Annotated in this window: 25 protein-coding genes, 1 riboswitch and 1 other annotated feature; of the genes, 15 read left to right on the top strand and 10 right to left on the bottom strand. The window is 29.3% G+C overall.

What is annotated here, in order from left to right; translation table 11 throughout:
• Positions 1-141 precede the first annotated feature (141 nt).
• The 5 genes from LQK79_RS18335 to LQK79_RS18355 all read left to right on the top strand — a co-directional run bounded on the left by LQK79_RS18335 (position 142) and on the right by LQK79_RS18355 (position 3,743).
• Complete coding sequence (locus LQK79_RS18335; protein ID WP_231017435.1) at positions 142-879, top strand: CBS domain-containing protein; 738 nt, start codon at positions 142-144, stop codon at positions 877-879.
• A 148-nt stretch (positions 880-1,027) separates the two neighbouring features.
• The gene (locus LQK79_RS18340; protein ID WP_231017436.1) at positions 1,028-1,828 is read left to right on the top strand and encodes a hypothetical protein; all 801 of its coding nucleotides are present in this window, start codon (positions 1,028-1,030) and stop codon (positions 1,826-1,828) included.
• Positions 1,829-1,865: 37 nt separating this feature from the next.
• Positions 1,866-2,441 carry a hypothetical protein gene (locus tag LQK79_RS18345; protein WP_053243188.1) on the top strand — a complete coding sequence of 192 codons (576 nt, stop codon included), beginning with the start codon at positions 1,866-1,868 and terminating at the stop codon, positions 2,439-2,441.
• A gap of 26 nt (positions 2,442-2,467) precedes the next feature.
• On the top strand, positions 2,468-3,229 hold the full coding sequence (locus tag LQK79_RS18350) for an AraC family transcriptional regulator (protein WP_231017437.1): 762 nt from the start codon (positions 2,468-2,470) through the stop codon (positions 3,227-3,229).
• Positions 3,230-3,254: 25 nt separating this feature from the next.
• On the top strand, positions 3,255-3,743 hold the full coding sequence (locus LQK79_RS18355; RefSeq protein WP_231017438.1) for an EamA family transporter: 489 nt from the start codon (positions 3,255-3,257) through the stop codon (positions 3,741-3,743).
• 50 nt (positions 3,744-3,793) lie between these two features.
• Here the strand turns inward: LQK79_RS18355 and LQK79_RS18360 are convergent, their stop codons facing one another.
• The gene (locus tag LQK79_RS18360; protein ID WP_269144203.1) at positions 3,794-4,117 is read right to left on the bottom strand and encodes a DUF2000 domain-containing protein; all 324 of its coding nucleotides are present in this window, start codon (positions 4,115-4,117) and stop codon (positions 3,794-3,796) included.
• Positions 4,096-4,200: a DUF2000 family protein gene (locus LQK79_RS20975; protein WP_269144204.1), complete on the bottom strand. Its 105-nt coding sequence runs from the start codon at positions 4,198-4,200 to the stop codon at positions 4,096-4,098. Before LQK79_RS20975 ends, LQK79_RS18360 begins: the two co-directional genes overlap by 22 nt.
• Positions 4,201-4,533: 333 nt before the next feature.
• Here LQK79_RS20975 and LQK79_RS18365 point away from each other — a divergent pair, with 333 nt between their 5' ends.
• Positions 4,534-4,950 (top strand): HNH endonuclease, encoded by a 417-nt coding sequence (locus LQK79_RS18365; RefSeq protein WP_053243184.1) that lies wholly within the window; start codon positions 4,534-4,536, stop codon positions 4,948-4,950.
• Positions 4,951-5,018: 68 nt separating this feature from the next.
• Here LQK79_RS18365 and LQK79_RS18370 read toward each other — a convergent pair whose 3' ends face one another.
• On the bottom strand, positions 5,019-5,189 hold the full coding sequence (locus LQK79_RS18370) for a hypothetical protein (RefSeq protein ID WP_198150071.1): 171 nt from the start codon (positions 5,187-5,189) through the stop codon (positions 5,019-5,021).
• A 148-nt stretch (positions 5,190-5,337) separates the two neighbouring features.
• On the opposite strand from LQK79_RS18370, the gene LQK79_RS18375 reads away from it, so the two are divergent.
• Positions 5,338-5,502, top strand: coding sequence for a hypothetical protein (locus tag LQK79_RS18375; RefSeq protein WP_231017439.1), 165 nt, complete (start codon positions 5,338-5,340; stop codon positions 5,500-5,502).
• Between the two features lie 49 nt (positions 5,503-5,551).
• A complete protein-coding gene (locus LQK79_RS18380; RefSeq protein WP_157055796.1) occupies positions 5,552-5,725 on the top strand; it encodes a hypothetical protein in 174 nt (57 codons plus the stop codon).
• 64 nt (positions 5,726-5,789) lie between these two features.
• Here LQK79_RS18380 and pyk read toward each other — a convergent pair whose 3' ends face one another.
• The 3 genes from pyk to LQK79_RS18395 form a co-directional block, all read right to left on the bottom strand.
• Complete coding sequence (gene pyk / locus LQK79_RS18385; RefSeq protein ID WP_231017440.1) at positions 5,790-7,208, bottom strand: pyruvate kinase; 1,419 nt, start codon at positions 7,206-7,208, stop codon at positions 5,790-5,792.
• Between the two features lie 21 nt (positions 7,209-7,229).
• Positions 7,230-8,000: a polysaccharide deacetylase family protein gene (locus LQK79_RS18390; RefSeq protein WP_231017441.1), complete on the bottom strand. Its 771-nt coding sequence runs from the start codon at positions 7,998-8,000 to the stop codon at positions 7,230-7,232.
• Positions 8,001-8,118: 118 nt separating this feature from the next.
• The gene (locus LQK79_RS18395) at positions 8,119-8,844 is read right to left on the bottom strand and encodes a TerC family protein (RefSeq protein WP_053243182.1); all 726 of its coding nucleotides are present in this window, start codon (positions 8,842-8,844) and stop codon (positions 8,119-8,121) included.
• Between the two features lie 247 nt (positions 8,845-9,091).
• Here LQK79_RS18395 and LQK79_RS18400 point away from each other — a divergent pair, with 247 nt between their 5' ends.
• A complete protein-coding gene (locus tag LQK79_RS18400; RefSeq protein WP_231017442.1) occupies positions 9,092-10,255 on the top strand; it encodes an amidohydrolase in 1,164 nt (387 codons plus the stop codon).
• 93 nt (positions 10,256-10,348) lie between these two features.
• Here the strand turns inward: LQK79_RS18400 and LQK79_RS18405 are convergent, their stop codons facing one another.
• On the bottom strand, positions 10,349-11,458 hold the full coding sequence (locus LQK79_RS18405; protein WP_231017443.1) for an FtsW/RodA/SpoVE family cell cycle protein: 1,110 nt from the start codon (positions 11,456-11,458) through the stop codon (positions 10,349-10,351).
• A gap of 139 nt (positions 11,459-11,597) precedes the next feature.
• Positions 11,598-11,835 (top strand) — a binding site (T-box leader).
• A 55-nt stretch (positions 11,836-11,890) separates the two neighbouring features.
• Here LQK79_RS18405 and argS point away from each other — a divergent pair.
• The 3 genes from argS (at position 11,891) to LQK79_RS18420 (ending at position 14,791) form a co-directional block, all read left to right on the top strand.
• Positions 11,891-13,582, top strand: a complete 1,692-nt coding sequence (gene argS, locus LQK79_RS18410; RefSeq protein WP_231017444.1) for an arginine--tRNA ligase — start codon at positions 11,891-11,893, stop codon at positions 13,580-13,582.
• 14 nt (positions 13,583-13,596) lie between these two features.
• Entirely contained in the window at positions 13,597-13,977 is a 381-nt protein-coding gene (locus tag LQK79_RS18415) for a hypothetical protein (RefSeq protein ID WP_231017445.1), read from the top strand.
• A gap of 265 nt (positions 13,978-14,242) precedes the next feature.
• Positions 14,243-14,791: a TetR/AcrR family transcriptional regulator gene (locus tag LQK79_RS18420; RefSeq protein WP_231017446.1), complete on the top strand. Its 549-nt coding sequence runs from the start codon at positions 14,243-14,245 to the stop codon at positions 14,789-14,791.
• Between the two features lie 150 nt (positions 14,792-14,941).
• Here the strand turns inward: LQK79_RS18420 and LQK79_RS18425 are convergent, their stop codons facing one another.
• Complete coding sequence (locus LQK79_RS18425; RefSeq protein ID WP_231017447.1) at positions 14,942-16,420, bottom strand: amino acid permease; 1,479 nt, start codon at positions 16,418-16,420, stop codon at positions 14,942-14,944.
• Between the two features lie 154 nt (positions 16,421-16,574).
• A riboswitch (Lysine riboswitch) is annotated at positions 16,575-16,748 on the bottom strand.
• 192 nt (positions 16,749-16,940) lie between these two features.
• On the opposite strand from LQK79_RS18425, the gene LQK79_RS18430 reads away from it, so the two are divergent.
• Positions 16,941-17,429, top strand: a complete 489-nt coding sequence (locus tag LQK79_RS18430; RefSeq protein ID WP_231017448.1) for a GNAT family N-acetyltransferase — start codon at positions 16,941-16,943, stop codon at positions 17,427-17,429.
• A gap of 478 nt (positions 17,430-17,907) precedes the next feature.
• On the opposite strand, the gene LQK79_RS18435 is transcribed toward LQK79_RS18430, so the two are convergent.
• Together LQK79_RS18435 and LQK79_RS18440 are read right to left on the bottom strand one after the other, a co-directional pair.
• Positions 17,908-18,759 (bottom strand): Cof-type HAD-IIB family hydrolase, encoded by an 852-nt coding sequence (locus tag LQK79_RS18435; protein WP_231017449.1) that lies wholly within the window; start codon positions 18,757-18,759, stop codon positions 17,908-17,910.
• 235 nt (positions 18,760-18,994) lie between these two features.
• The gene (locus LQK79_RS18440) at positions 18,995-21,955 is read right to left on the bottom strand and encodes a vitamin B12-dependent ribonucleotide reductase (RefSeq protein WP_231017450.1); all 2,961 of its coding nucleotides are present in this window, start codon (positions 21,953-21,955) and stop codon (positions 18,995-18,997) included.
• A gap of 257 nt (positions 21,956-22,212) precedes the next feature.
• Between LQK79_RS18440 and LQK79_RS18445 the strand changes: the two genes are divergently transcribed.
• Both LQK79_RS18445 and LQK79_RS18450 read left to right on the top strand, forming a co-directional pair.
• Positions 22,213-22,422 (top strand): DUF350 domain-containing protein, encoded by a 210-nt coding sequence (locus LQK79_RS18445; protein ID WP_231017452.1) that lies wholly within the window; start codon positions 22,213-22,215, stop codon positions 22,420-22,422.
• Between the two features lie 35 nt (positions 22,423-22,457).
• Entirely contained in the window at positions 22,458-22,880 is a 423-nt protein-coding gene (locus tag LQK79_RS18450; RefSeq protein WP_231017451.1) for a YaaR family protein, read from the top strand.
• Positions 22,881-23,085 lie beyond the last annotated feature (205 nt).

Consider the following 23,085-nt stretch of genomic DNA (forward strand, 5'->3'; position numbering starts at 1 on the left):
CTTCTTCCGTTACTCAGTTTAGAAATTTATGAAGAAAAGAATAGCCCTTAGTGGCTATATCATTATTATACTAGGAGGTGAGTATTTAGTGAAGTGTGTGTTTTTAGCTAATATAAGACACTTTCTCGCTAAATATGTAACATGGGTAATGTAAATTACAGTATTAAATCAAATGCAGAAAAATTTATTGTAATATACAATGAGTTAGATAGGTATATGAGGGAATACCTTGATGAAGATGATAGAATAGGACATACTGATTTAGTAAAGAGAATGTCTAAAAAAAATAAAGTGTTTGCAAAAAATAAGGATGATTTAATGTTGTTTGCAAAGCTTAGAAATTCAATAATTCACAATCCTTATAATAGAGAAATAGATCCTATTGCAGAACCACATGATAAGATTGTAGATAAATATAAAGAAATAAGAGATAGGGTGCTTAATCCTCCTGTTGCGCTAGATACTATTGCGGTTAGGGGTAAAAGTATATATTCAGTAACCACAGATGAATTTGCGTTTGATGTTATGAATGTTATGAGGGAGAATAATTATACTCATGTTCCTGTAATTGAGAATGACTTTATAATTGGGGTGTTTAGTGAAAGTACAGTATTTTCATATATGGTAGCTAATGAGGGAGTGCCAATTAATAGAGATACTAAAATAGAGGCATTTAAAGAATTTATTCCACTTGATAAACATGTTAGTGAATTTTTTTCTTTTGTAAGCAAGGATACATTAATATTAGAAATTGAAGAGATTTTTCAAAAAAAGTTTAGTGGAAAAAAGCGGCTTTCATTGATTTTTATTACTCAAACAGGGAAGGTTAAAGAAAAAATTTTAGGACTCATAACTCCTTGGGATGTTGCGACGAAATAATGTAAAATATTGTATTGATAGAGTGTATTGTAAATAGTACACTCTATTTTTTTATGAAGTGCTATAAATAACGTAAATTTTAATAATGTGATATAATAAAAAAACATACAAGCTTATAAATTAACAAAGAAAGGAATTAATTTGAGGTATGAACTTATTTATTGATGTATTAATTAGAACTGTAATAGAAACAGTATATTTAACAGGGGTCATTATTTTAATTGGCTTTTTGCTTGGGATACTTAGAAACAGCTCAATTAAGAATTTTCAAAGAAGCTTTGGAATGAAAGCTGTCATGGTAACAGCCTTTATTGGAGTTCCAATACACGAACTAAGTCATGCAATTGTTGCACTTGTATTTAGACATCGTATAAATGATATAAAGCTGCTTCAAAGGCCAGATTCAAGGGGTGTTCTTGGATATGTAAATCATTCATATAATCCGAGAAGTATTTATGAAGAAGTGGGAAATTTTTTTATAGGAATTGCTCCTATTTTTGGAGGTATTATATCTATAATTATTTTAATGCGATTTTTAATAAAAGATGCTTATAATAAGTTTATTCAGATAATAATAGTAAATTTTCATATGACTACACTAAATAGTGAAATATTTAAAGAAATTATAAATTCATATTTAGGATTAATAAAGACTATATTTTCAACTACTAATTTAAAGAATCCGTATTTTTATGTATTTATATTTTTAGCTATATGCATATCGTCTCATATATCTTTAAGCAGTGCAGACATAAAAGGAGCTTCAAGGGGACTTGCTATTATATTTATCATATTATTTGTGCTTAATATTTTAGGAATATTTAATGATATATCTAAACTTAGTATAGAGAGGTATAATATTTTTATAACAAGTTTTCTACTTATAGCTGTTATATTATCAGTTATAACATTTATCATAAGCGTAATTTTTACAATTATAAAAAATTGAAAAGTTTATATAATGATTTATAGAAAGAAGGAATACAATGTCACAGCAAATATCAACAATAGGAAAACATTTTGAAAACTTATTTAGCACAATTGATAATAGATTGCTTACTGAGAAAGAACAAAAACTTAGAATAAAACTTGGAAATCAAATACATGACTCTATTTTTACAGAGGATATAACACATAAGATGAATGTTATGGATTTTTCACATATTGGTTTAATGGATGGTTCAAATGACGAAGTGGCATTTCTTTTCTCTACAATATTTCCAGTATTTATTGAAAATAATGGTGTCATTTTTAGATTATACAGGCATAAAATTGAGGTTGATTTATCTGACGAAATGGCAGACAGATACATCTTTATATTTTCAGAGGGTAGGTTTACTTCAGGTTTATTCCAATGCTTTAGATTGTATGACGATGAGTATGTCTATGGAATAAAAAAAATAATACAAGTAATTCCAATGCTTAAAAAAGCTATTTTAAAAGCTTTAGATAATTTGGAAAAAAGCAGTGAAAACTTTAAAAGTGATATGAATGATTTTAAAGGTAAGGTTAATTTGGCGGAAAAAAATTATAATGAGTTAGTAAATGAATTAAATATGTAAATAAATTATTTTTGGGAGCCTTAAATATGAGTGGAATAAGATATTTGATGAACGAAAAAATTGAGATAAAAAGATGTGAAAATAGGGTACATGCATATAAATCACATTTTCACAATGAAATTTCTATTGGTTTTGTTGAAAATGGGACATCTACCTCTAAAATTGATAATAAGAGCTATGAAATAGCATCAAATACTATTCTTATAATTCCAGCAAAGATGGTTCATAAATGTACTCCACATAATTATAAAAAATGGAGTTTTAAGATGATTTACATAAATGAAAATTTATTTAAAACAGCATTTAATAAAAAGGGTAGTGATTTAAGATTCTCATACATGAAATTAAATGAATCAGCGTTTAAAAATATTACAAAATTTATAGATGATTTTGAAGGTTGCAGCATAGATATAGAGAAGGAATCCATGTTTTTAAAGTACATTTACCCAGTCATAAATGTGGAAAATGCAAGTGTTTTAAAAAATTTTAGCTTGAAAGAAGTAAAGGAATATATAGATGATAATTACTTAAATAACATAACATTAGATGATCTTACAAAAATAAATAATGTGAGTAAATATTCACTTATAAGACAGTTTGAAAAACAGTATGGATTATCTCCACATAAATATATAATGAATCTTAGAATTAATTATGCTAAAAAAATTATTAGATCGAATGAAGATTTTGCTTATGTGGCTATTGAAAGTGGGTTTTATGATCAAAGTCATTTTACTAAATACTTTAAAGAATATACTGGAGTAACCCCAATGGAATATAGAAGTTAACTGCAATTTTTTACAATAAATATTTATGCAAATCATTTATAATTATCCACGTAATATAGCAATGATATTGGCGATATCGTTTTCTATATATTCAATACTTGTTAAAAGTGTAAACAAAAAGTATAGCCAAATATTTGTTGTAAGAAAAATGTTCTTTTATGGAGTATTAACTATGCTTCCTGCATTATGCTTTTCAGATATATCGTTATTTAAGATAGCTAGTTTAAGTATAAAAATGCTGCTTAATATATTATATCTTTCAATTTTTGCTTCTATATTATGCTTTATAATGTGGAATAAGGCAATAATTATAATTGGTTCAGTAAAAACTGCAAATTATATATATTTTGTTCCTATGATTACAATAATTTCATCTATTATAGTTTTGCATGAAAGAGTCAATGCATTAATGATAGTAGGAGGAATATTAATAATAGGAGGGGTTTTTATAAACGAAAATGATAGGATAACGAATATTTTGAAGTTTGGGAAAAAAATTAAGGAAATGTTATAAAACAATGCTAAGCAACAAAATGGTTGCTTAGCATTGTTTTATAACAGTGATTATTTTAATGTTGGCATGCTTCCTGTCAAACTATTAACTGATTTTTGGTTTCCATATAAACATATTCCTAGGTAATTTAATTCTGAAGTTTTGAAACATGATAGCTTTTCTGTATAGTCATCATAATTTTTACATTTTTGAGCGATGTCATTAAAATCTATTACACTAATATCCTCACTGTGCTTTTCATTTATTTTTTTATAGAGCTTTTTAATTTCATCTTTTGTTGATGAAAGAATTGGCAAGGGAGTGTTTATTACGCCCTTATGCATAAAGCTATCGCTATCAATAATATCATCTCCTACAATGCTAGGAATAGACAACCTAAAATAGCAGCTGTATTTGCTATAAGACCCAAAGGTAAGTTTTTATCAACTACAATAACACATTTTTTTTCACAAACCATAATATTAAGACCTCCTTATTCGTTATTGTAGATTAATAGAAATCTTGTATATAGTAAAAAATTGCACTATAATAATAAAAAACATACTTTATTTTAAAACTAATGATAATATTACCCCAAAAGATAAAATGGCTTTTTATTGCATATAATGTAACTAGGAGACATATAATGAGAAATATAAGGAATTCTGCAAAGCTATGATTATAAGAAACAATAGTATTCTGCTTATTAAGAATTTAGATGATAATGGCTATTTTTATTCTGCAAAACTTTAAATTATAATTTATTTGTTGTAAAATATAATTATAAAATTTGCTTTTAGGAAGTGGTCTATTGCAAGGAGAAAAATGTGCGGTATGCGATAAAGAAGGAGAAAGACATCATATAGTTTATAAAAGCCAGGGTGGATTAGATTTCCCTCTTAATTATGTATATTTGTGCGCTGAGCATCATAGAGGTGTTAATGGGCCTCATAAAAACAGAAAAATAGATTTAAAATATAAGATTGAAATGCAAAAGAAAGTTGAAAGCATTTTAGTTGACGATTATTATAAGTTAAAGGATTTTATGGAACTTCTGCATATTAATAAAAGACAGGCAAAGCTTATAACAAGGGACTTTAAACTGTATAAAGAAGGGTATAAGAAAAAGGATATAGTGAAAAGAATCATGGGCGGTAAATTATACTATGATTATATGCTAGATGATAATTATGATGAGTCGTGGAACGAACTTGATAACTTAATCTAAAATTTTTATAAGTCTTAAGACGACTTTGTTATAAAAGTGAAATATAAAAGGACTGTGATGCAGTCCTTTTATATTTCCTTTTCTTTTAGACTTTTTGCTAATTTTTCAGTAATTTTTTCAAACTCTTCCTTAAATAAAATTCCATTAATTGTTTGAGATTTTATAAGTTCTCCATTTTTATATACATTTATTGAATCACTTTTACCCTTAAATAAAAAATCACCTATGGTCTTTTCCATAAATATATCCTCCTCATATTACAGGTTAAAGGCTGTGAAAGATAATTTTTTTGGCAATTATCTTAAAACAACATTAACTCTCATTATACAAAATTAAGAATAAAATTTCAAGTAAGGGGCAAATATAATTTGTAAGGAGATGATTGTTTTGTCACATACTACTGGAAAAAAATCAACTAAAGAATTTTCAAAAAAAACAACAAAGCCTGAACCAATAGAAGCAAATAGTATGAAGGCACAGGCTACATATGCTAATTCAAAAAATGATCACAAAAAATATAATGACACTATTAGAGAAAACTTAAGCAAGTAGGTTTAAAAAACGTTATAAATGATAATACTCCTTTAAGGGAGTGGTAATTTTGAAAGAAAACATTATAATTTGTGATGACCAAGAGTTATGGGCAATAAAGATGAGTTTATGGTGTTACAGAAATTTTTTATCCAATGAAAAAGAAAATGGTAACAAGAACGTTGTTGAAAGAGAAAGGCTAGTTAAGGATATAATTCACAGTATTGAAAAAAAAGATTCATAAGCAAAGATTGCTTACTTATGAATCTTTTTTTATTTTTAGATTTATTTTAAATAAGTGTTGATTTTTAGATTACTTGAACTTTTAACATATTTGTTGAACCAGATTTTATTATAGGTATTCCTGCGGCTATTACAACTACATCGCCTTTTTTTACTAAATTTTCTTCAAGGGCTCTTTTGATACAAGTATCTATTAATTCATCTGTGGAAGTGACTTTTGGAGATAATATAGTTGTAACACCAAAGTTTAATGCTAAGCTTCGAGCAACTTTTGCATGTGGTGTAACAGCTATAATAGGACATCCTGGTCTATATTTTGAAACCATTCTAGCAGTAAGTCCGCTTTGAGTTGCAGTTATTATGGCTGCTGCATTTAGCTCTGTTGCGGTTGTACATGTAGCAAGGCTTATTGCATTAGATAAATTAGTAAGTGAGCTTTCCCTAAGTCTGTTTAAAACCTCTTTATAATTGATGTGTTTCTCGGCATTTTGAGCTATCTTTGACATAGTAGCTGCTGCTTCTACAGGATAAGAACCACTTGCACTTTCGCCGCTGAGCATTACTGCATCTGTACCATCATAAATTGCATTAGCAACATCTGAAGCCTCAGCTCTTGTTGGTCTAGGGTTTCTAATCATAGAATCAAGCATTTGTGTAGCAGTTATAACTATTTTACCAGCATTGTTACATTTATCTATTATCATTTTTTGAATTATAGGAACATTTTCTATAGGGATTTCTACGCCCATATCTCCTCTAGCAACCATAATTCCATCCGCTTCTTTTAGTATGGCATCTATATTGTCTACACCTTCTTGAGTTTCTATTTTAGGTATTACTTTTATATTTTCTCCGCCATTTTCTTTTAAAATATTTTTTACTTCAATGACATCTTCAGGTTTTCTTATGAAAGATGCAGCTACCATATCTGCTTTCATTTCACAAGCAAATTTTAAATCATCAACATCCTTTGTAGTGACAGCTGGAAGACCTATAGAAACATTTGGCACGTTAACACCTTTATGATTTGAAATAGTTCCATTTACCTGTGCAGTACACAAAATAGACTTGCCTTCTATAGAGTTTACTGTAAAGCCAAGTAAACCATCATCAACAAGTATGGTATCACCTTTTTTCACTTCTTTATAAAGAGCTTCATATGAAATAGAACATTTTGTTGAATCTCCTAGAATTTCTTTATCGCATATTATTGTAAATGAATTTCCTTTTATAATTTCAGCAGAATCACCTTTGAAATTATGAGTTCTTATTTTAGGCCCCTTTATATCAATAACAATAGCAACATGTTTTTTTAAATCTTTTCTTAACTCCTTTATAAGCTCAATTACTTTTTTGTGACTTTCATGTGTTCCATGTGAAAAATTTAATCTTGCTGCATTCATTCCAATGTTCATTAAGGCTGTTAAAGTTTCTCTATTATCGCTTGCAGGACCAATTGTAAAAATCATTTTTGTTTTTTGCATACAAATCACCTCGTATATTATTTATAAAATCTTAAAAGTGTAACCTTCTTTTGATAGGTATTCTATTATTTGTGGCAAGGCCTTTAAAGTAGCTTTGCATCTATAATCGTCATGCATCAAGATTACAACATGATTTTTATTTTTACATGATATTTTAATCTTATTTACTATATTAGAGTATCCAGAAGAAGAAGTTTCTAAACTATCATATGAATCTACATTCCAATCTACATAATTATAGCCTGATTTTGCAATGGCTTGTCTAAAATTAGCGCTAACCACATTAGAGCCACCAGGAAATCTTATAAGATGCTGCTGAAAGTTATTACCTCCAAGTATAGTACTTATAACATCGTTACTTTCTTTTAAATCCTGAAGGTAAACTTGAGGATTTATGTACAAATTTTTATAATTTGTGTCAAAACTTCTTAAAGCGATTTGGTTTCCATCACGCTTGGTTTTTATTAGTATATCTGAATTAATAATAGAGCTTTTACCATTTACAAAAAATGTTGCCTTTACATTATGATTTTTTAATATATCAAGTATTTGAGGAGTTATATTTGAAGAAGGACCACCATCAAAAGTTAAGTATGTAATTTTCTGTCCATCCTTAACAAATGGATATTTTATTTTACCAATGTTTGAATTACTATCTTTTTTTGCAGATGCAGATTTAGCAGAGTTTTTTGAGGAAAAATGAAGTTTTGATACATAAATCAAAGATACAAATACAAAAGTTATTAAAAGAACTAGACAAGATCTAAATAAAAGTTTTTTATTATGCGACATCAATAATTATACCTCCCTTAATGTGTAAGTAGAGTAGTTACTTGTATAAGCATATTTGAAAAAACATATTTTATTTAATTATAGAATTTTTAGCTTTAAAAATAAAGTAAAATTTTGTCTAGTTTCTAGTTTTATCTACAGCAGATTCTTTATGTTCTTCTGAAATGTTATTATTTTTAGGAGATTTTACAACCATGTAAATGCCATATAAAAATACTATAATTGCAGTTATATATGGAAAATATTGAACTAAAGCATAAGGTACTCTTGATTTAACAATATTATCATTTAAAAGCATAGAGAAAGCTGTGTGAGCGAGAATTGCTCCACCTATATAAATAACTATTTTGTGTTTTTGCATAAGCCTTGCTACGTATTGGCTTCCTAAAAATATTATTGGTATATTTAAAAGAAGACCAAAAATAATTAAAAATATATTTCCGGCTGCGGCTCCTGCTATGGCAAGTACATTATCTAAACTCATTGTAATATCAGCAAGAATTATGCTTGTTACTGCTGACCATAATTTTTGTGAACTGTGTACTACTTTGTTGTCGGTATTTTCTTCAGGTTTTATAAAATCCCATGTTATTTTTATTAAAAGCAGACCGCCAACAAGTTTTATTGGAAGCCATTGAATCATGAGTATATAAGTTACTAGACATGCAAAAATTATCCTTAAAAGAACAGCGGCTGTTACTCCTATTACAGAAGCCTTTTTTGCAAGTTTTTTGGGAAGATCTCTTGTTGCAAGCGCTATGACGCCTATATTATCACCACTTAACACTATATCAAGCAGTGTTATTTGAAGAGCTCCACCTATTATTGATATAAAATTAGACATACTTTTCCTCCTTAGACTTATGTAAATAAAAGTTAACTTTTTATATGGTTTGAAAAACCCTATAAAATAATTACATTTATTATTATATTATTAAATTAATAATATTTCAAATAAATTTATTTCTTAGCATTATGTTAAATAAATAAAAAATATTGTGTTTTGTTGATGCTTTTTTATTGGTTGGGTGATATTATTAAATATATGTCGTTTAAAGGCGAAACTTAATAATAAATGGAGATGATACTTTATGTTACTAATTAAAAATGGTAAGATACTTACAATGAATGGTGAAAATTATGAAAGAGGTTGTGTGCTTATAGATAATGGCAAAATAAAAAAAGTTTCTGATAAAATTGAAGAAACATCTGATATGGAAGTAATAGATGCTGAAGGATGTATTGTAATGCCTGGAATAATAGATGCTCATTGTCATATTGGACTTGTTGAAGAAAATATGGGCTTTGAGGGTGATGATATAAATGAAGCTTCAAATCCTGTTGTTCCAGAACTTAGAGCTATAGATGGAATAAATCCCATGGATGTTGCCTTTGATGATGCAGTTAAAGCTGGGATTACAGGTGTTATGACTGGCCCTGGAAGTGGTAATGTAATGGGTGGACAGTTTGTGTTTATGAAGACAAAAGGTACATGTGTAGATGATATGGTTATACTTGAACCATCAGCAGTGAAGGTAGCATTTGGAGAAAATCCAAAGAGATTCTATGGAAAAAAAGGAAAGATGCCAGTAACTAGAATGGCAACTGCTGCCCTATTAAGAGAAACCTTAACTAAAGCGAAATTTTATATGGCTAAAAAGAATAAAGCATTTAAAGAAGGAGATTTATTTGAAGAAGATTTTAAACTTGAAGCTTTAATTCCTGTGCTTGAGAGAAAAATTCCGCTTAAAGCTCATGCACATAGAGCTGATGATATATTAACAGCTATAAGAATAGCAAAGGAATTTAATATAAAGATGACACTTGATCATTGTACAGAAGGGCACCTTATAAGCAAATATGTAAAAAAATCCGAATTTCCTGCAATTGTTGGTCCAAGCCTTACTTCAAGGTCTAAGATAGAACTTCAAAACAAGACCTTTAAGACTCCAGGAATACTTGCTAAAGCAGGAGTTAAGGTTGCTATTATGACAGATCATCCGGTAATACCAGTTGGATATCTTCCTATATGTGCTGGACTTGCAGCAAAAGATGGTTTAGGCATCGAGGAAGCTTATAAAGCAATAACTATAAATTCAGCTGAAATTTGCGGTGTTTCTAATAGGGTAGGCAGCATAGAGGAAGGAAAAGATGCAGATATAGCGATTTTTACAGGAAATCCAATGGAAGTATTTACAGAAGCAAAATATACAATAATAAATGGAGAGATAGTATTTTCTAAAAATACTAAATAAAAATGTTCAGAACTAATCTAAGAAGTGAAGGGGTTTAACTTCACTTCGTTTTTTAAAAGACTAATGGTTTCGCTATGCAAAAGGTAAAACCCTTTAGAAGTGGTACGTACTTCTTCTAACTTGTACATTTAAAATGAGTGACAAGGCTATAAAATTTGCCAGAAGAGAACTTCCGCCGTAGCTCATGAAAGGAAGCGTAATTCCGCTAACAGGTGTGACTTTTATAGTCATACCTACGTTTTGAAATATAGAAAATATAAAAGATGAGAATAAACCTATGCAAATGAGTTTGCCGCTAATATCCTTAGTGGTCTTTGCTACTTTTATTATTTTATATAGAAAAATGAAATATAGAGTAAATAAGAAAATAGCACCAACTAGTCCCCATTCTTCACCAACAGAAGCAAATATAAAGTCTGTATGGATTTCAGGTATATATCCATTACTTGCAAAATTGCTTTTAAGAAAGCCTTTCCCAAATGTTCCGCCAGAGCCTATTGCAGTTAAAGACTGCGTAACTTGATATAGAGAATCGGAATCTGAAGCGTCAGAAGAAAAAAGCGAAGTTATTCTAGCTAGTTGGTATGGTTTTAGTAGACCGCAGTACAATATAGCAGCACATGTTGGAATTGCTGCTATTATAAAACCAAATATAGCTTTTAAGCTAAAATTAGAGATAAAGAGAATACCTAAGCCTATGCATAAACAAACAATGGACATTCCTAAATTTGGCTGCTTATAAATTAGAAAAAATGGTATCAGAATGTATACAGATAGTATTATAAAGTTTTTGAAATTATTTACTTTACCCTCCATAAGTTCTATTTTTCTAGCAAGTGCTATAGTAAGTGTTATTTTAGCGAATTCTGCAGGCTCTGTCCCTAAGAGCCATGAATGAGCACCTTTTACAGCAGGAGCTTTTAGTGTAGCAATCAGTACAATTATCATAAGCCAATATAATATTTCTGAATATCTTAATATAGTTTTGTAATCTATAAAGACAAGAAAAATGCATAATATAAGACTTGCTATAAGCCAAAGAATTTGACGTTTTGCAAAAAAATAGCTGTTTGAATAATATGTGCTTGTGTAAATATTTAATATTCCAAAAGCCACTATTATTACTGCATTAATTATAAAAGAGATATCTAAGTTTTTTAGAAACCTTAACTTAGTAGGAATTTTTAATAAGAATGATTTCAATTTTGTTACCTCCGTAAAGTTATAGCAAATTAGCTTTTAATATTAAAAGTATATCATGATTTTTAAATAAATTTGTTTAAATTTTAGTAACTATTATATTGAAAAGTATAAAGATTGCTGATATAGTAGATAATATAATATAATTTCTATGAAATGGAAAGTAGCTTATTAGACTTTTAAAGCGAGCTAATGTTGGTGTGAGATTAGCATAGTTTTGTAATGTGAAATAGAGCCATGGAGAAGCTTCAAAGGATAATTATATTATTCGATGTTAGCCGCGTTGCCAGCGTTAAGGTTTGAGGGGATTAATCCAATTCATATACTGATATTTATTGGATTGGTCAATCAGAGTGGTACCGCGTATAAACGTCTCTGCATTTTGCAGTTGATGTTTTTTATTTTTTTGTAAGGATATTTTAAGGAGGAATTTTAGTGGATTACAAAAAATTGATAGCAGAAAAAGTAAAAGAAAATGTAAATGTGGATTTAGAAACTTTAGAAAGGATTATAGAAATACCTCCCAAACCTGAAATGGGTGACTTTGCACTTCCATGTTTTCAATTTGCCAAAGTTATGAGAAAAGCGCCTAATATGATAGCAGAAGAGCTTTCTAAAAATATTAAAATTGAAGGTATTGAAAAGATTCAAAACTTGGGTCCATATTTAAATTTCTTTGTAGATAAGGGAATATACTCAAAGAATACAATAGAAAATGTTTTAAAAGAAAATGAAAAATATGGTTCATCGACCCTTGGAAAAGGAAAAAATGTAACTGTTGAATATTCTTCTCCTAATATAGCAAAGCCTTTTCATGTAGGTCATTTATTTAGCACATCTATAGGAAATTCATTGTATAGAATTTTTGACTTTGAAGGCTATAATTGTATAAGAATAAATCATCTCGGTGATTGGGGAACTCAATTTGGTAAATTAATTTGTGCTTATAAAAGATGGGTTAATGAAGAGCAATTAGAAAAAGAACCAATAAAGGAACTTCTTAGAATATACGTTAAATTCCATGAAGAGGCAGAAAAGGATTCATCCTTGGAAGATGAAGGAAGAGAGTATTTTAAAAAGCTCGAAGATGGAGAAAAAGAAGAAGTAGAGCTTTGGACTAAGTTTAGGGATTTAAGTTTAAAGGAATTTAAAAAAGTATATGACGAACTTGGAGTAGAATTTGATTCCTATAAAGGTGAAAGCTTTTACAGTGATAAAATGGATGCTATAATTAAAGAAATGAATGAAAAAGGACTTTTAGTTGAAAGTAATGGAGCAAAGGTAGTTATGCTTGATGAATATAATATGCCACCATGCATAATACAAAAAGCGGATGGAGCAAGTATATATGCGACTAGAGACCTTGCTGCAGCTGAATATAGAAAGAAAACCTATGATTTTTATAAAAGTATTTATGTAGTTGGATCGGAACAGTCACTTCATTTCAAACAATTTTTTAAAACACTTGAACTTGCCGGTCATGAATGGGCAAAGGATTGTGTTCATGTTGCTTTTGGAACTGTTAAATTTGCAGATAGGAAATTATCAACAAGAAAAGGGGAAGTGATTTTTCTTGAAGACTTACTTAATAAAGCTATTTCAAAAGCGAAGGAAGTAATAGATGAAAAAAATCCTAATCTTGAAGGCAAGGATGAAGTAGCTAAAAAGGTTGGAATAGGTTCTATAATATTTACTTATTTGAAAAACAGTAGAGAGAAAGATATTGTGTTCAACTGGAATGAAATGCTTAGTTTTGATGGCGAAACTGGACCATATGTACAATATACTTATGCAAGAGCAAAGAGTATATTAAGAAAATTTGAAGAGTCATCTTCAGAAATGGATTATAGCAAATTAAATTCAGAGGAAGAATTTGAACTTGTAAAAAAACTTCAAGGATTTAATGAAGCAATACTAAATGCTATAGATAAATTAGAGCCTTTTATAGTAACTAGATATGCTATTGATGTTGCCAAAGCCTTTAATAAATTTTACAATTCATGTAATATAATTAACACAGAGGATATTGGACTTAAAAATGCTAGAATGATGCTTGTAAAAGCTTCTTCTATTGTAATAAAAAATGCATTAAACTTGCTTGGAATAAAAACAGTTGAAAAAATGTAAAGGTGGGGAATAGAATGGGTTTTTCTTGGAAAGTTATTCTTAGTCTTTTGGTAATGGTATTTGTGGTAATGACATTTTATAATCTAGTTATTAAAATTTATGTGCTTCCTAAGATTAAGATTAATAAGTGGATAATCTTGGCGCTTGGCATAATAATGTTTTTTGTAACAAATATTATTGGAGCAAATCTTAAAATAAGTTACAATAAATTTGGTTTGAAAGAGCTTCCATATTATTTATGCATGGCATTATTTATTTTATTCTTTTTCATGTTCTTTGATCTTATGGGATGGGGAGCAGCATCAACAATGGATAAAAAGAAAAGCAAAAGTGATATAGTTATAAGACCAAAAGCTAAACCTAACAGGATTAAGAATAAGGATAAGAAAAAATAATAGTATTTGGGGACATTAAATAAAGGCCATAAATCTAAGATCGTAAATGCTAAAATACTAAGAAATTTCAATAACTCGCTTCACTCAGACAAATTGAAATTTCTAAGTCTTTTAACACTTACAGTCCAAGATTTATTGGCTTTTATTTAAATCGTCCATTCAATACTATTACTTTTTAGATGAGATGGTAAGGAATAGAAACATACGCGAGGGTTGGGCGTGAATTAAGTGTATTTTAGAAATTGTGAGACATGGGTGATTTGATATGGATAAAAGAGAGAAAATATATAAAGCTGCTATTAAATTATTTAATGAAAATGGGTTAGATAAAACTCCAACATCCAAAATTTCAAAAGAAGCTGGGGTTCAATTATTTTATTATTTTAATACAAAGAATGAGCTGATAAACAGTATTTATCTAAAATGTAAAGAATCACTTCTAAATTATATAAAGTTGGGGATAGATGAAGAAAAGACTTATAAAAACAAAGTGAGAAAAATTTTTATTAATTATATTAATTGGGGTATTAGTAATGTTGATGAATTTATGTTTATTCAGCAATTTAGTAATTCACCATATATATTATATACTAATCGTAAAGATGGTATTGGTGTGTTTATGGAATTTTTTAATGAAGGAGTTAAGAAAAAAGTTATTAAAAGTGCTGATATAAATTATTTATTTTGGATAATTCTATCTCTTTTTAATGCAAATGTTCAGTATTTAATTTCTAATGAAGATAAAAGAGAAGATGAAGAATTTATAAATCAGAGTTTTGATTTTTTTTGGAGCAGTATTAAAAATGAACATTAAAGCATTCTTATATGATAATTTAAGAGCGTAAATCATAGAATTCTAAAAAAATATGATTTACGCTCAAATATTTAATATGATTTTATTTCAAGTGTAGATTGTTATTCTTATGGCTTATAAAGAGTCTAATATAAAAATTTAAAAATTAAGTTAATTAAATTCCTGTGTATTTAAATTTATATCCATTTCTTCAGAATTACCTTTAGTATCTTCGGAGAAATTTAAATCAACATCATCTAAAGGAATAACTTTAGTATTATGTTTTCTTTTATAACCTATATATAAGGCAAGAAATAGAGGAATTCCTATATATGATGAAATTAGTCCCTTCCAATCGATGCCACTAGCTGTGATGCATGAATATCCTTGACCTAATATTATAATTATGCACATTACTATTGCAAGTATAGGACCAAATGGGTATAATATAGCTTTGTATTTTAAGGATTTTAAATCTTTATTTTGATGAACAAATGCTTTTCTAAATCTATAATGACATACTGCAATGCCAACCCAAGCTATGAAACCAGCAAGACCAGATGCTGCTACTAACCAAACATAAACTGTACTTTCAGCATATATTCCAGTTAAAAAGCAGAGAGACGCTACTATTGTAGTTGCAATTAATGCATTTACCGGTACACCTCTATTATTAGTTTTTTTAAATATTTTAGGAGCCATATCTTCTTTAGCCATTGAATAAAGCATCCTGCTTGAAGCATACATGCCAGAATTACCAGCAGATAATACAGAAGTTAATATTATTGCGTTCATTAATGAAGCAGCTCCAGCTATACCTGCCTTTTCAAATACCATTGTGAAAGGACTTGTTTTAACTCCAGCAGCGGTAAAAGGTATTATAGCACCTAAAACTATTATTGTGCCTAAATAAAATATTAAAATCCTCCAAAATATTGATCGTATTGCCTTTGGTATAGTTTTTTCGGGATTTTCACTTTCTCCAGCAGCAACACCTATAAGCTCTGTTCCTTGAAATGAGAAACCAGCAATTAAAAATATAGCAAATAATGACTTGAATCCGCCATTAAATGGGCCACCAGCTATAAAATAGTTATGAAATCCAATTTGTTTTCCACCCATTATGCCCAAAATCATTAAAACACCAATTATTAAAAATATAATAACTGTAACAACTTTAATACCAGCAAACCAATATTCTGATTCACCATATGCTTTTGATGATAAAATATTTAATCCTACTATTATTATTAAGAACAATATACTCCAAAATACGCCTTTAACGTTAGGAAACCAATATTTCATTATTAGGGAGCCTGCAACCATCTCAGCAGCTATGGTTATTGCCCAGTTATACCAATAGTTCCAGCCAAGTGCAAATCCAAGTGCTGGATCAATAAATTTATTAGCATAAGTACTAAATGATCCTGATATTGGCATATATGTTGCCATCTCACCTAAACTTGTAATTAAAAAATATACCATTATACCTATCAATCCATAAGCGGCAAGTGCACCTCCAGGACCAGCTTGGTGTATAGTATCGCCCATTGCAAGAAATATACCTGTACCGATAGAACCACCTAAAGCTATCATATTTAAATGCCTAGCTTTTAAGCTTCTCTTTAATCCATTGTTTTGTTCGCTCATATTCGTCCTCCAAGTTGTTTTAGATTTCTATAAGTAATTAACTAAGATAATATAAAAAAGAGTTCAAAAATAAGAAATGCCATGAAGGCATATTCATGGCATTTATACGAAAATTATATATTTTTAACAAATACAAGAAATAACGTATATTATCATTGAAAATAGCTCTCCACAAATTATTTGTGACAGTTTTATGTATATTTTACATAAAACCAGTAAATAGTACTAAAGCAATTATCTATTTACTTCGGCGAAAAATCCTTTCATATTATTTCATCTAGCTTACATCCATAATATTACTATTAAGTTTCGCACCTCTATCTCAGTTATGTACTTTTTAGTCTACGTTCAATTATTTACTTAAACCTTAAATAAGTCAAGTTAAAGGCATTTATAGATATTTAAATTTTTAACTGAATTTGTTGTGAAAATTATATAATTAGTATAAGTATTTCTTGATTATTACTTAAATAAAGTGATAATATTAAAAAAGTGATTTAAATAAAGGGGATACGTAAGAATGAATATTAAAATTAGACAAGTATCAATTAAAGATTTAGATGAAGTGGCAAAAATTGAGAAAATATGCTTTCCAGAAGCAGAAGCGGCTGCAAGAGAATCCTTTGAAAAGCGTATAAAAACATTTCCTGAGAGTTTTTTTGTTGCAGAAAAAGATAAAAAAATTATTGGCTTCATTAATGGATGTATTACTAATGAAGCTACTATTTATGATGAATTATATGAAAATTCTTTACTTCATGTTAAAGATGGAGCTTATCAGACGATTTTTGGACTTGATGTTATACCGGATTATCGTAATCAAGGAATTGCAGCACAGTTAATGAATTACATGATAAAAGCAGCAAAAGGATCAGGACGAAAAGGTGTTATTCTTACGTGTAAGGAAAAACTTATTCACTATTATTCAAAATTTGGATATGTAAATAAAGGTATATCTAGATCAGTGCATGGCGGTGCTAGGTGGTATGATATGATTTTGGAACTGTAGCGATAATATTATTTAATAGAGAATTTAAAAATATTGCGAAGTAATTTGAGTTAAGGGTTTTAACTCGCCTTGCTCGTTAAAAGGCTAACTTTTTCACTTATGTGAAAAGTGAAGGGTTTGACGATGCTTTGCACGTCAAAGGTGAACTTTTCGGCTAAAGCCAAAAGTTAAGGATAATTTTCCTCCGTTTTACTACGGAAAATTTTTAAATTTATTGCCATTTATATGTAAAGAATGTTTAATATTTTGTTATAGAAAGATAGCTTACTTTAATTTAAACAAATCCTTTGTATGATTATTTTTGATTTAATTTAAAGATTTTCTGTAGAGAAGCGAAGGAAAATCCTCATTAACTTTTCATGTAAGTGAAAAAGTTTACTTTTTAACGAGCAAAACAAGTTAAAACCCTTCACTTTTTACCGAAGGTAAAAAAGTTAGTCTTTTAACTAGCAGAGCGAGTTAAAACCTTTCACTATAGTTACTTCGCAATATTTATAAAGTATTTATTTAGAGTATAAGCAATACCATCTTCTTCATTAGATAAAGTCACTTCATCAGCTGCTTCTTTTAAAGCATCTACAGCATTAGCCATAGCTACACCTATGCCAGCATATTTAACCATTGAGGCATCATTGTGGCCATCTCCAAAGGCAATCATTTCTTCCTTTTTATATCCCATAGGAATTAGTACAGTATCTAATGCTTTGGCTTTATCAATCCCTTTAGCAGTATATTCAAAAAAGAAATCTGCTGTAAACATACAATTTAAAGTATCTTTAAATGGTTCCATCATTTTTTTGTAATGAGCTTCCAGATATTCAGGAGTTCCAGCAGTTAAAATTTTATTTAATGGATAGTCAGCAAAAGCGGCTAAATCATTCTTTTCACATAATTTAAATTTATTATTACGGCCTTCATATTTAATTATATTAAAAGGTTTACCTTTGTAATCTATCATATTGTTATAAACATCATTGACATACATGTAGTCGTCTTTCACAACCATAGGTATAACATCAAATTTCTTCATGTGCTCAAGAACTGCTTGTCCTTGTTCAACGCTCATGGTTTCATTAAATAGAACTTTATTAGTTTCACAATCTGTAACTTTAGAACCATTAAAAGAAACTAGAAGACCATGATTTTCATTCATTTTTAATTCCTTAGCAAAATCCATTAATCCAGAAGTAGGTCTTCCTGATGCTAAAACTAGGATAGCACCAGCTTTCTGTGCCTCGATTAAAGCTGCTTTAGTTTTTGGTGTGATTACTTTTTCGTTGTTAGTTAATGTACCATCTATATCCATGATGATTACTTTTATATTGCTCATATATTTTTTCTCCCCTGCGTTTTTTATTTTATTATACTATATTTTGTTCGTAAATAAATAGATTAAAAGAGGAAGCGTATAAATATTATGGTCAAATTGTAATTATAGATAGACAATTTGGAATTTGTAAAGCAGAGTAGGGAGTAGAGAGTAGAGTGAACGAAAGGTAAATCTATCTTCACTCTACTCTTTACTCTGCTTTAAATTTTATTTAATGTTTTGAGATACCATTATTTTAACTGCATCCTGTTGTTGAACCACAGTCTAAGCATACATAACAGGTGCCATTTCTAACCATTCTAGTTGAAGAACAGTTATGGCAGGTCATATTGTATATTCTTTCGCCTTGTGGTTTTTGAATACTGAGATCTGATTTTGGTATCTCAGTGCTATCTGGTTTAACTTCACACCTTGAGTAATCATTAAGTTCTATATCTATTATTTTGCTTATAAGGTCAGAAATTGAGGTAGCATGTTTTATATAAGGATGTTTTTGAACAAAGCCGTAGGGTTCATATTTTTGTCCGCGCAGCATTTTCGAAATATCCTTAGGTGGTACATGGTACTGCAGCATTACTGATATTGATTTAGAAAGTGAATTTAAAAGTCCCATTATTATAGTACCTTCTCTATCTGTTGTTATATATATTTCAGAAATTTCACCATTTTCATTTCTATTTACTGTAGTGTATATTTTCACATCTTCAATTTGTGCAGGGTGAGTAGTACCATATCTTATACCTAATGGTTTTTTTCTTTGAGCATATTTTAAAGATGGCTTTCCAAGTGTTTTAATTTTATCTATAAGTTGTTTGTAAGACATATCTTCTAATTTTGCATCTTTATTTTCAACTAAGCTTGTATTTAAAGGCTGACTTTCTTTAGAAGAATCCCTATAGAGAGTTATTCCTTTTACACCAAGTTTCCAGGATTCTAAAATTACATCTTTGAAATCGTCGATAGAGGCGGTTTTAGGAAGATTTACAGTTTTAGATATAGAACCTGATATCAAAGGTACAATGGAGGCAACCATTAAAACATGACCTTTTGGAGCAATGTATCTTTTGCCTGTTCCACATTTATTTGCTGTATCAAAGATTGGCAAATCCTTATCTTTTATATGAGGAGCTCCTTCTATTTTTCCGTCAGCAATAATCTCATATTCAAATCCACTTTTATCATGTACAGTCTTTTTTCTGAGAATATAATTTGATATATCTTTTATTTCATTGTCTGAGTATCCAAGATTTTTAAGAGATTTTTTAATTATTGGATTTGTTATGGTCATGTATCCGCCGCCAGATAATTTTTTATATACAACATGACTAAAAAATGGTTCTATAGAGGTTGAAGCACAGTCCATTGCAAAAGAAATCGTTCCTGTTGGCGCTAATACAGAAACTTGAGCGTTTCTAAATCCAAATTTTTCACCGAAGTTTATAGCGGAATTCCACACATCTTTAAGGCAAGCACCAATATATTCAAGCTTTTCGTGTCTTAATACTCGGTGATTAACTTTTATAGGTTCATAGTCAATATCTTCAAAAGGTGTCTCTAGAGCACCAGCAGCTCGTGCATGGTTTCTAATTACTTTTAACATATATTTTTTATTTATATCATATTTTTCAAATGGTCTAATTTTTTTTGCCATCAACGAAGAAATAAAATAAGAGTATCCTGTAAGTATACCTATTATAGATGAAGCTATAGTTCTTCCTTCATCAGAATCATAAGCGTAACCCATTAGCATTAAAAGTGCAGCTAAATTTGATACCCCAAGACCAGTTGCTCTAAACATATAAGTTCTTCTAGCTACATCTTCGGTTGGAAAATGACCCCAGTTAATAGAAGCTTCTAAAACAAGTTGTACAAGTCCAATTATGTGTTTATAGCCTTCTACATCAAAAATCTTGCTTTTTTCGTCATAAAATTTGCACAAGTTTATTGAAGCCAGATTACAGGAGGTGTCATCTAAAAATGCATATTCTCCACATGGATTAGTAGAATTAATTTTATTATAGGGAGCATTAAAAACTCCATCTTCGCCGCAAGGGCATGTATGCCAAGCATTTAGTCTATCGGAAAAAAGAGGAGCAGGGTCAGCACATCTCCAAGCCGATTTGGTGAAGGATTCCCATATAGTGCTTACTTTTTCAAATCTATTTACAGAAGAATCTACTCGTCCTTTAAGTTCAATTTCACTATTTGGCTCTTTGTCTAAACTACATACTTTTTTCATGAATTCATTAGAAAACATTACAGAATTATTTCCATTTTGACCTGATACGGTTTCATAAGCTTCACCTTCAAAGCTGGCATCATATCCCATTTTCCCAAGAGCTTTAACTTTATCTTCTTCTTTAGCTTTCCAGGTTATATAATTCATAATTTCAGGATGATCAACATTTAGACAAAGCATTTTTGCTGCACGCCTTGTAGTTCCTCCTGATTTTATTGCTCCTGCGTTTTTATCAAGTCCTTTTAAGAAACTCATTAAGCCTGATGAAGCACCGCCGCCGGAAAGTTTTTCACCCTTTGCTCTTATTGGTGAAAAATTTGTACCAGTTCCTGAACCGCCTTTGAATAATTTAGTTTCAGTAACATATTGTTCAGATATAGAATGATCCCCAAGAAGCTTATCTTGTATAGAGATTATAAAGCAAGCAGAAGCTTGAGTTCTTGAAAAAGCATCTTTGCTTAGAACAACTTTTTTAAAATTAGGATCATAATAAAAATTACCTTGAGGATTTCCAGTTATACCGTATACAAGAGAAAGGCCTGTATTGAACCATTGTGGTGAATTTGGAGCATACATTTGATTTAAAAAGGCATAAACTAATTCATCATAAAGAATTTTTTCATCATGCTCATTTTCAATAATTTTTTCTTCCTTTAGTGATTCACACCAAAAAGTTACTAATCTATGAGCTACCATTTTTAGGCTATTTTCATATCCAAATTCATTTGGGATTCCAGCTTTTCTAAAATATTTAGAAGCAATTATATCACATGCATTTTGAGAGTAATTCACAGGAAATTCTAGACTTCTCATATCAATTAAAACTTTACCAGTTTTTTGATCTTTCATAAGTACATCTACTTTTTTCCACTCAAATAAATCATAGACGTTTTTATTCTTATTGTTTTCAAGTTCCTTAGTATAAAATCTTTTAAAAAGCGTGTCATTAATATTCATATATAAACCTCCAATAAAAACAATATATAGTATTATATTGATGAATACATACTATATGTTGTATAAAATTATAATTTAAAATTTTATTTCTTTCAACTGCTATATTTTTAATTTTAAGTTGAAAAAGGTTAATTTTGCATTAGTTTTAATAGCATAAGCTTTGTTAAGTTAAATTTTATATATATTTTTAGGGATATAAAATGATATAATATATTTATTATTTATAAAGTTTATATAGAATATTATTGGAGGTATGTATAGTGAAACTTCTGGATGATTTAGGTTTAAGCATTGCATTTGGACTTGTAGGAATAATCATAATGGTTATAGGATATTTAATTTTTGATAAAATAATACCTGCTGATTTTAATAAAGAACTTGAAAAGGGAAATGTGGCAGTTGCTATAGTAGTAGCTGGTTTTCTTATAGGAATTGCCATAATAGTTTCTAGAGTTGTTGCTGCTTAGAACATCTTCACAAAAGCATAAAAAGGGGGGGGATTATGGAGATTTCAGGTATACGTAGAAATACAAGTATTAAAAAAGAAAGTAAAACAATTACTACTAAAAAAGATTTTTCACGAAGCTTTAATTTTGCACAACAAAAAAAATCACAACAACAGCTTAAACAAATGCAAGAGGACATAAAGAAAAAAGGAAATAGACTTGCAATAACAAAATGTTTTGCAGATGTTAATGCATATAAAAACCTCATAAAAGAATATCTTGAATCTGTTTTAAGTTACATGTACTCAATAAAAAAAGACATAAGTTTTTGGCAGACACAGTATTTTATTACTGTAGATACTATTGATAAAAAGCTTGAAGAATTAACACAGCAAATAATGGATGAAGAAAGAGAAAAGCTAAATATAGCTAGTACTATAGATGATATCACAGGGCTTATTGTAGATATGTATAAATAGCAAAGCAACAATGCTTTGTCACATTAAAAAAATCCTATAAATCTAATTGATGATTCTAAGCGAGTGCTTGCTTGAGGTATAGAAGGATAATGGGCGAAGCCCAAACCCCTTGCATGTTTACTCGCTGGAAAAATGCTCGTGCGTCCAGCTAAGCTGGACTATACTAACTGGTGAAAGTCCAGTCAAGGTAATTGCCAAGAAGTCT

Origin of the sequence: Clostridium guangxiense (genome assembly GCF_021043395.1) — a bacterium.
GTDB classification, from domain to species: domain Bacteria; phylum Bacillota; class Clostridia; order Clostridiales; family Clostridiaceae; genus Clostridium_S; species Clostridium_S guangxiense.

Coding starts and splice junctions, on each gene's coding strand:
- LQK79_RS18400 (WP_231017442.1), top strand. CDS start 9,092: ATGTTACTAATTAAAAATGGTAAGATACTTACAATGAATGGTGAAAAT.
- LQK79_RS18440 (WP_231017450.1), bottom strand. CDS start 21,955: ATGAATATTAATGACACGCTTTTTAAAAGATTTTATACTAAGGAACTT.
- LQK79_RS18350 (WP_231017437.1), top strand. CDS start 2,468: ATGAGTGGAATAAGATATTTGATGAACGAAAAAATTGAGATAAAAAGA.
- LQK79_RS18435 (WP_231017449.1), bottom strand. CDS start 18,759: ATGAGCAATATAAAAGTAATCATCATGGATATAGATGGTACATTAACT.
- LQK79_RS20975 (WP_269144204.1), bottom strand. CDS start 4,200: ATGGTTTGTGAAAAAAAATGTGTTATTGTAGTTGATAAAAACTTACCT.
- LQK79_RS18340 (WP_231017436.1), top strand. CDS start 1,028: ATGAACTTATTTATTGATGTATTAATTAGAACTGTAATAGAAACAGTA.
- pyk (WP_231017440.1), bottom strand. CDS start 7,208: ATGCAAAAAACAAAAATGATTTTTACAATTGGTCCTGCAAGCGATAAT.
- LQK79_RS18370 (WP_198150071.1), bottom strand. CDS start 5,189: ATGGAAAAGACCATAGGTGATTTTTTATTTAAGGGTAAAAGTGATTCA.
- LQK79_RS18425 (WP_231017447.1), bottom strand. CDS start 16,420: ATGAGCGAACAAAACAATGGATTAAAGAGAAGCTTAAAAGCTAGGCAT.
- LQK79_RS18450 (WP_231017451.1), top strand. CDS start 22,458: ATGGAGATTTCAGGTATACGTAGAAATACAAGTATTAAAAAAGAAAGT.
- LQK79_RS18355 (WP_231017438.1), top strand. CDS start 3,255: ATGCAAATCATTTATAATTATCCACGTAATATAGCAATGATATTGGCG.
- LQK79_RS18335 (WP_231017435.1), top strand. CDS start 142: ATGGGTAATGTAAATTACAGTATTAAATCAAATGCAGAAAAATTTATT.
- LQK79_RS18395 (WP_053243182.1), bottom strand. CDS start 8,844: ATGTCTAATTTTATATCAATAATAGGTGGAGCTCTTCAAATAACACTG.
- LQK79_RS18345 (WP_053243188.1), top strand. CDS start 1,866: ATGTCACAGCAAATATCAACAATAGGAAAACATTTTGAAAACTTATTT.
- LQK79_RS18415 (WP_231017445.1), top strand. CDS start 13,597: ATGGGTTTTTCTTGGAAAGTTATTCTTAGTCTTTTGGTAATGGTATTT.
- LQK79_RS18420 (WP_231017446.1), top strand. CDS start 14,243: ATGGATAAAAGAGAGAAAATATATAAAGCTGCTATTAAATTATTTAAT.
- LQK79_RS18390 (WP_231017441.1), bottom strand. CDS start 8,000: ATGTCGCATAATAAAAAACTTTTATTTAGATCTTGTCTAGTTCTTTTA.
- LQK79_RS18430 (WP_231017448.1), top strand. CDS start 16,941: ATGAATATTAAAATTAGACAAGTATCAATTAAAGATTTAGATGAAGTG.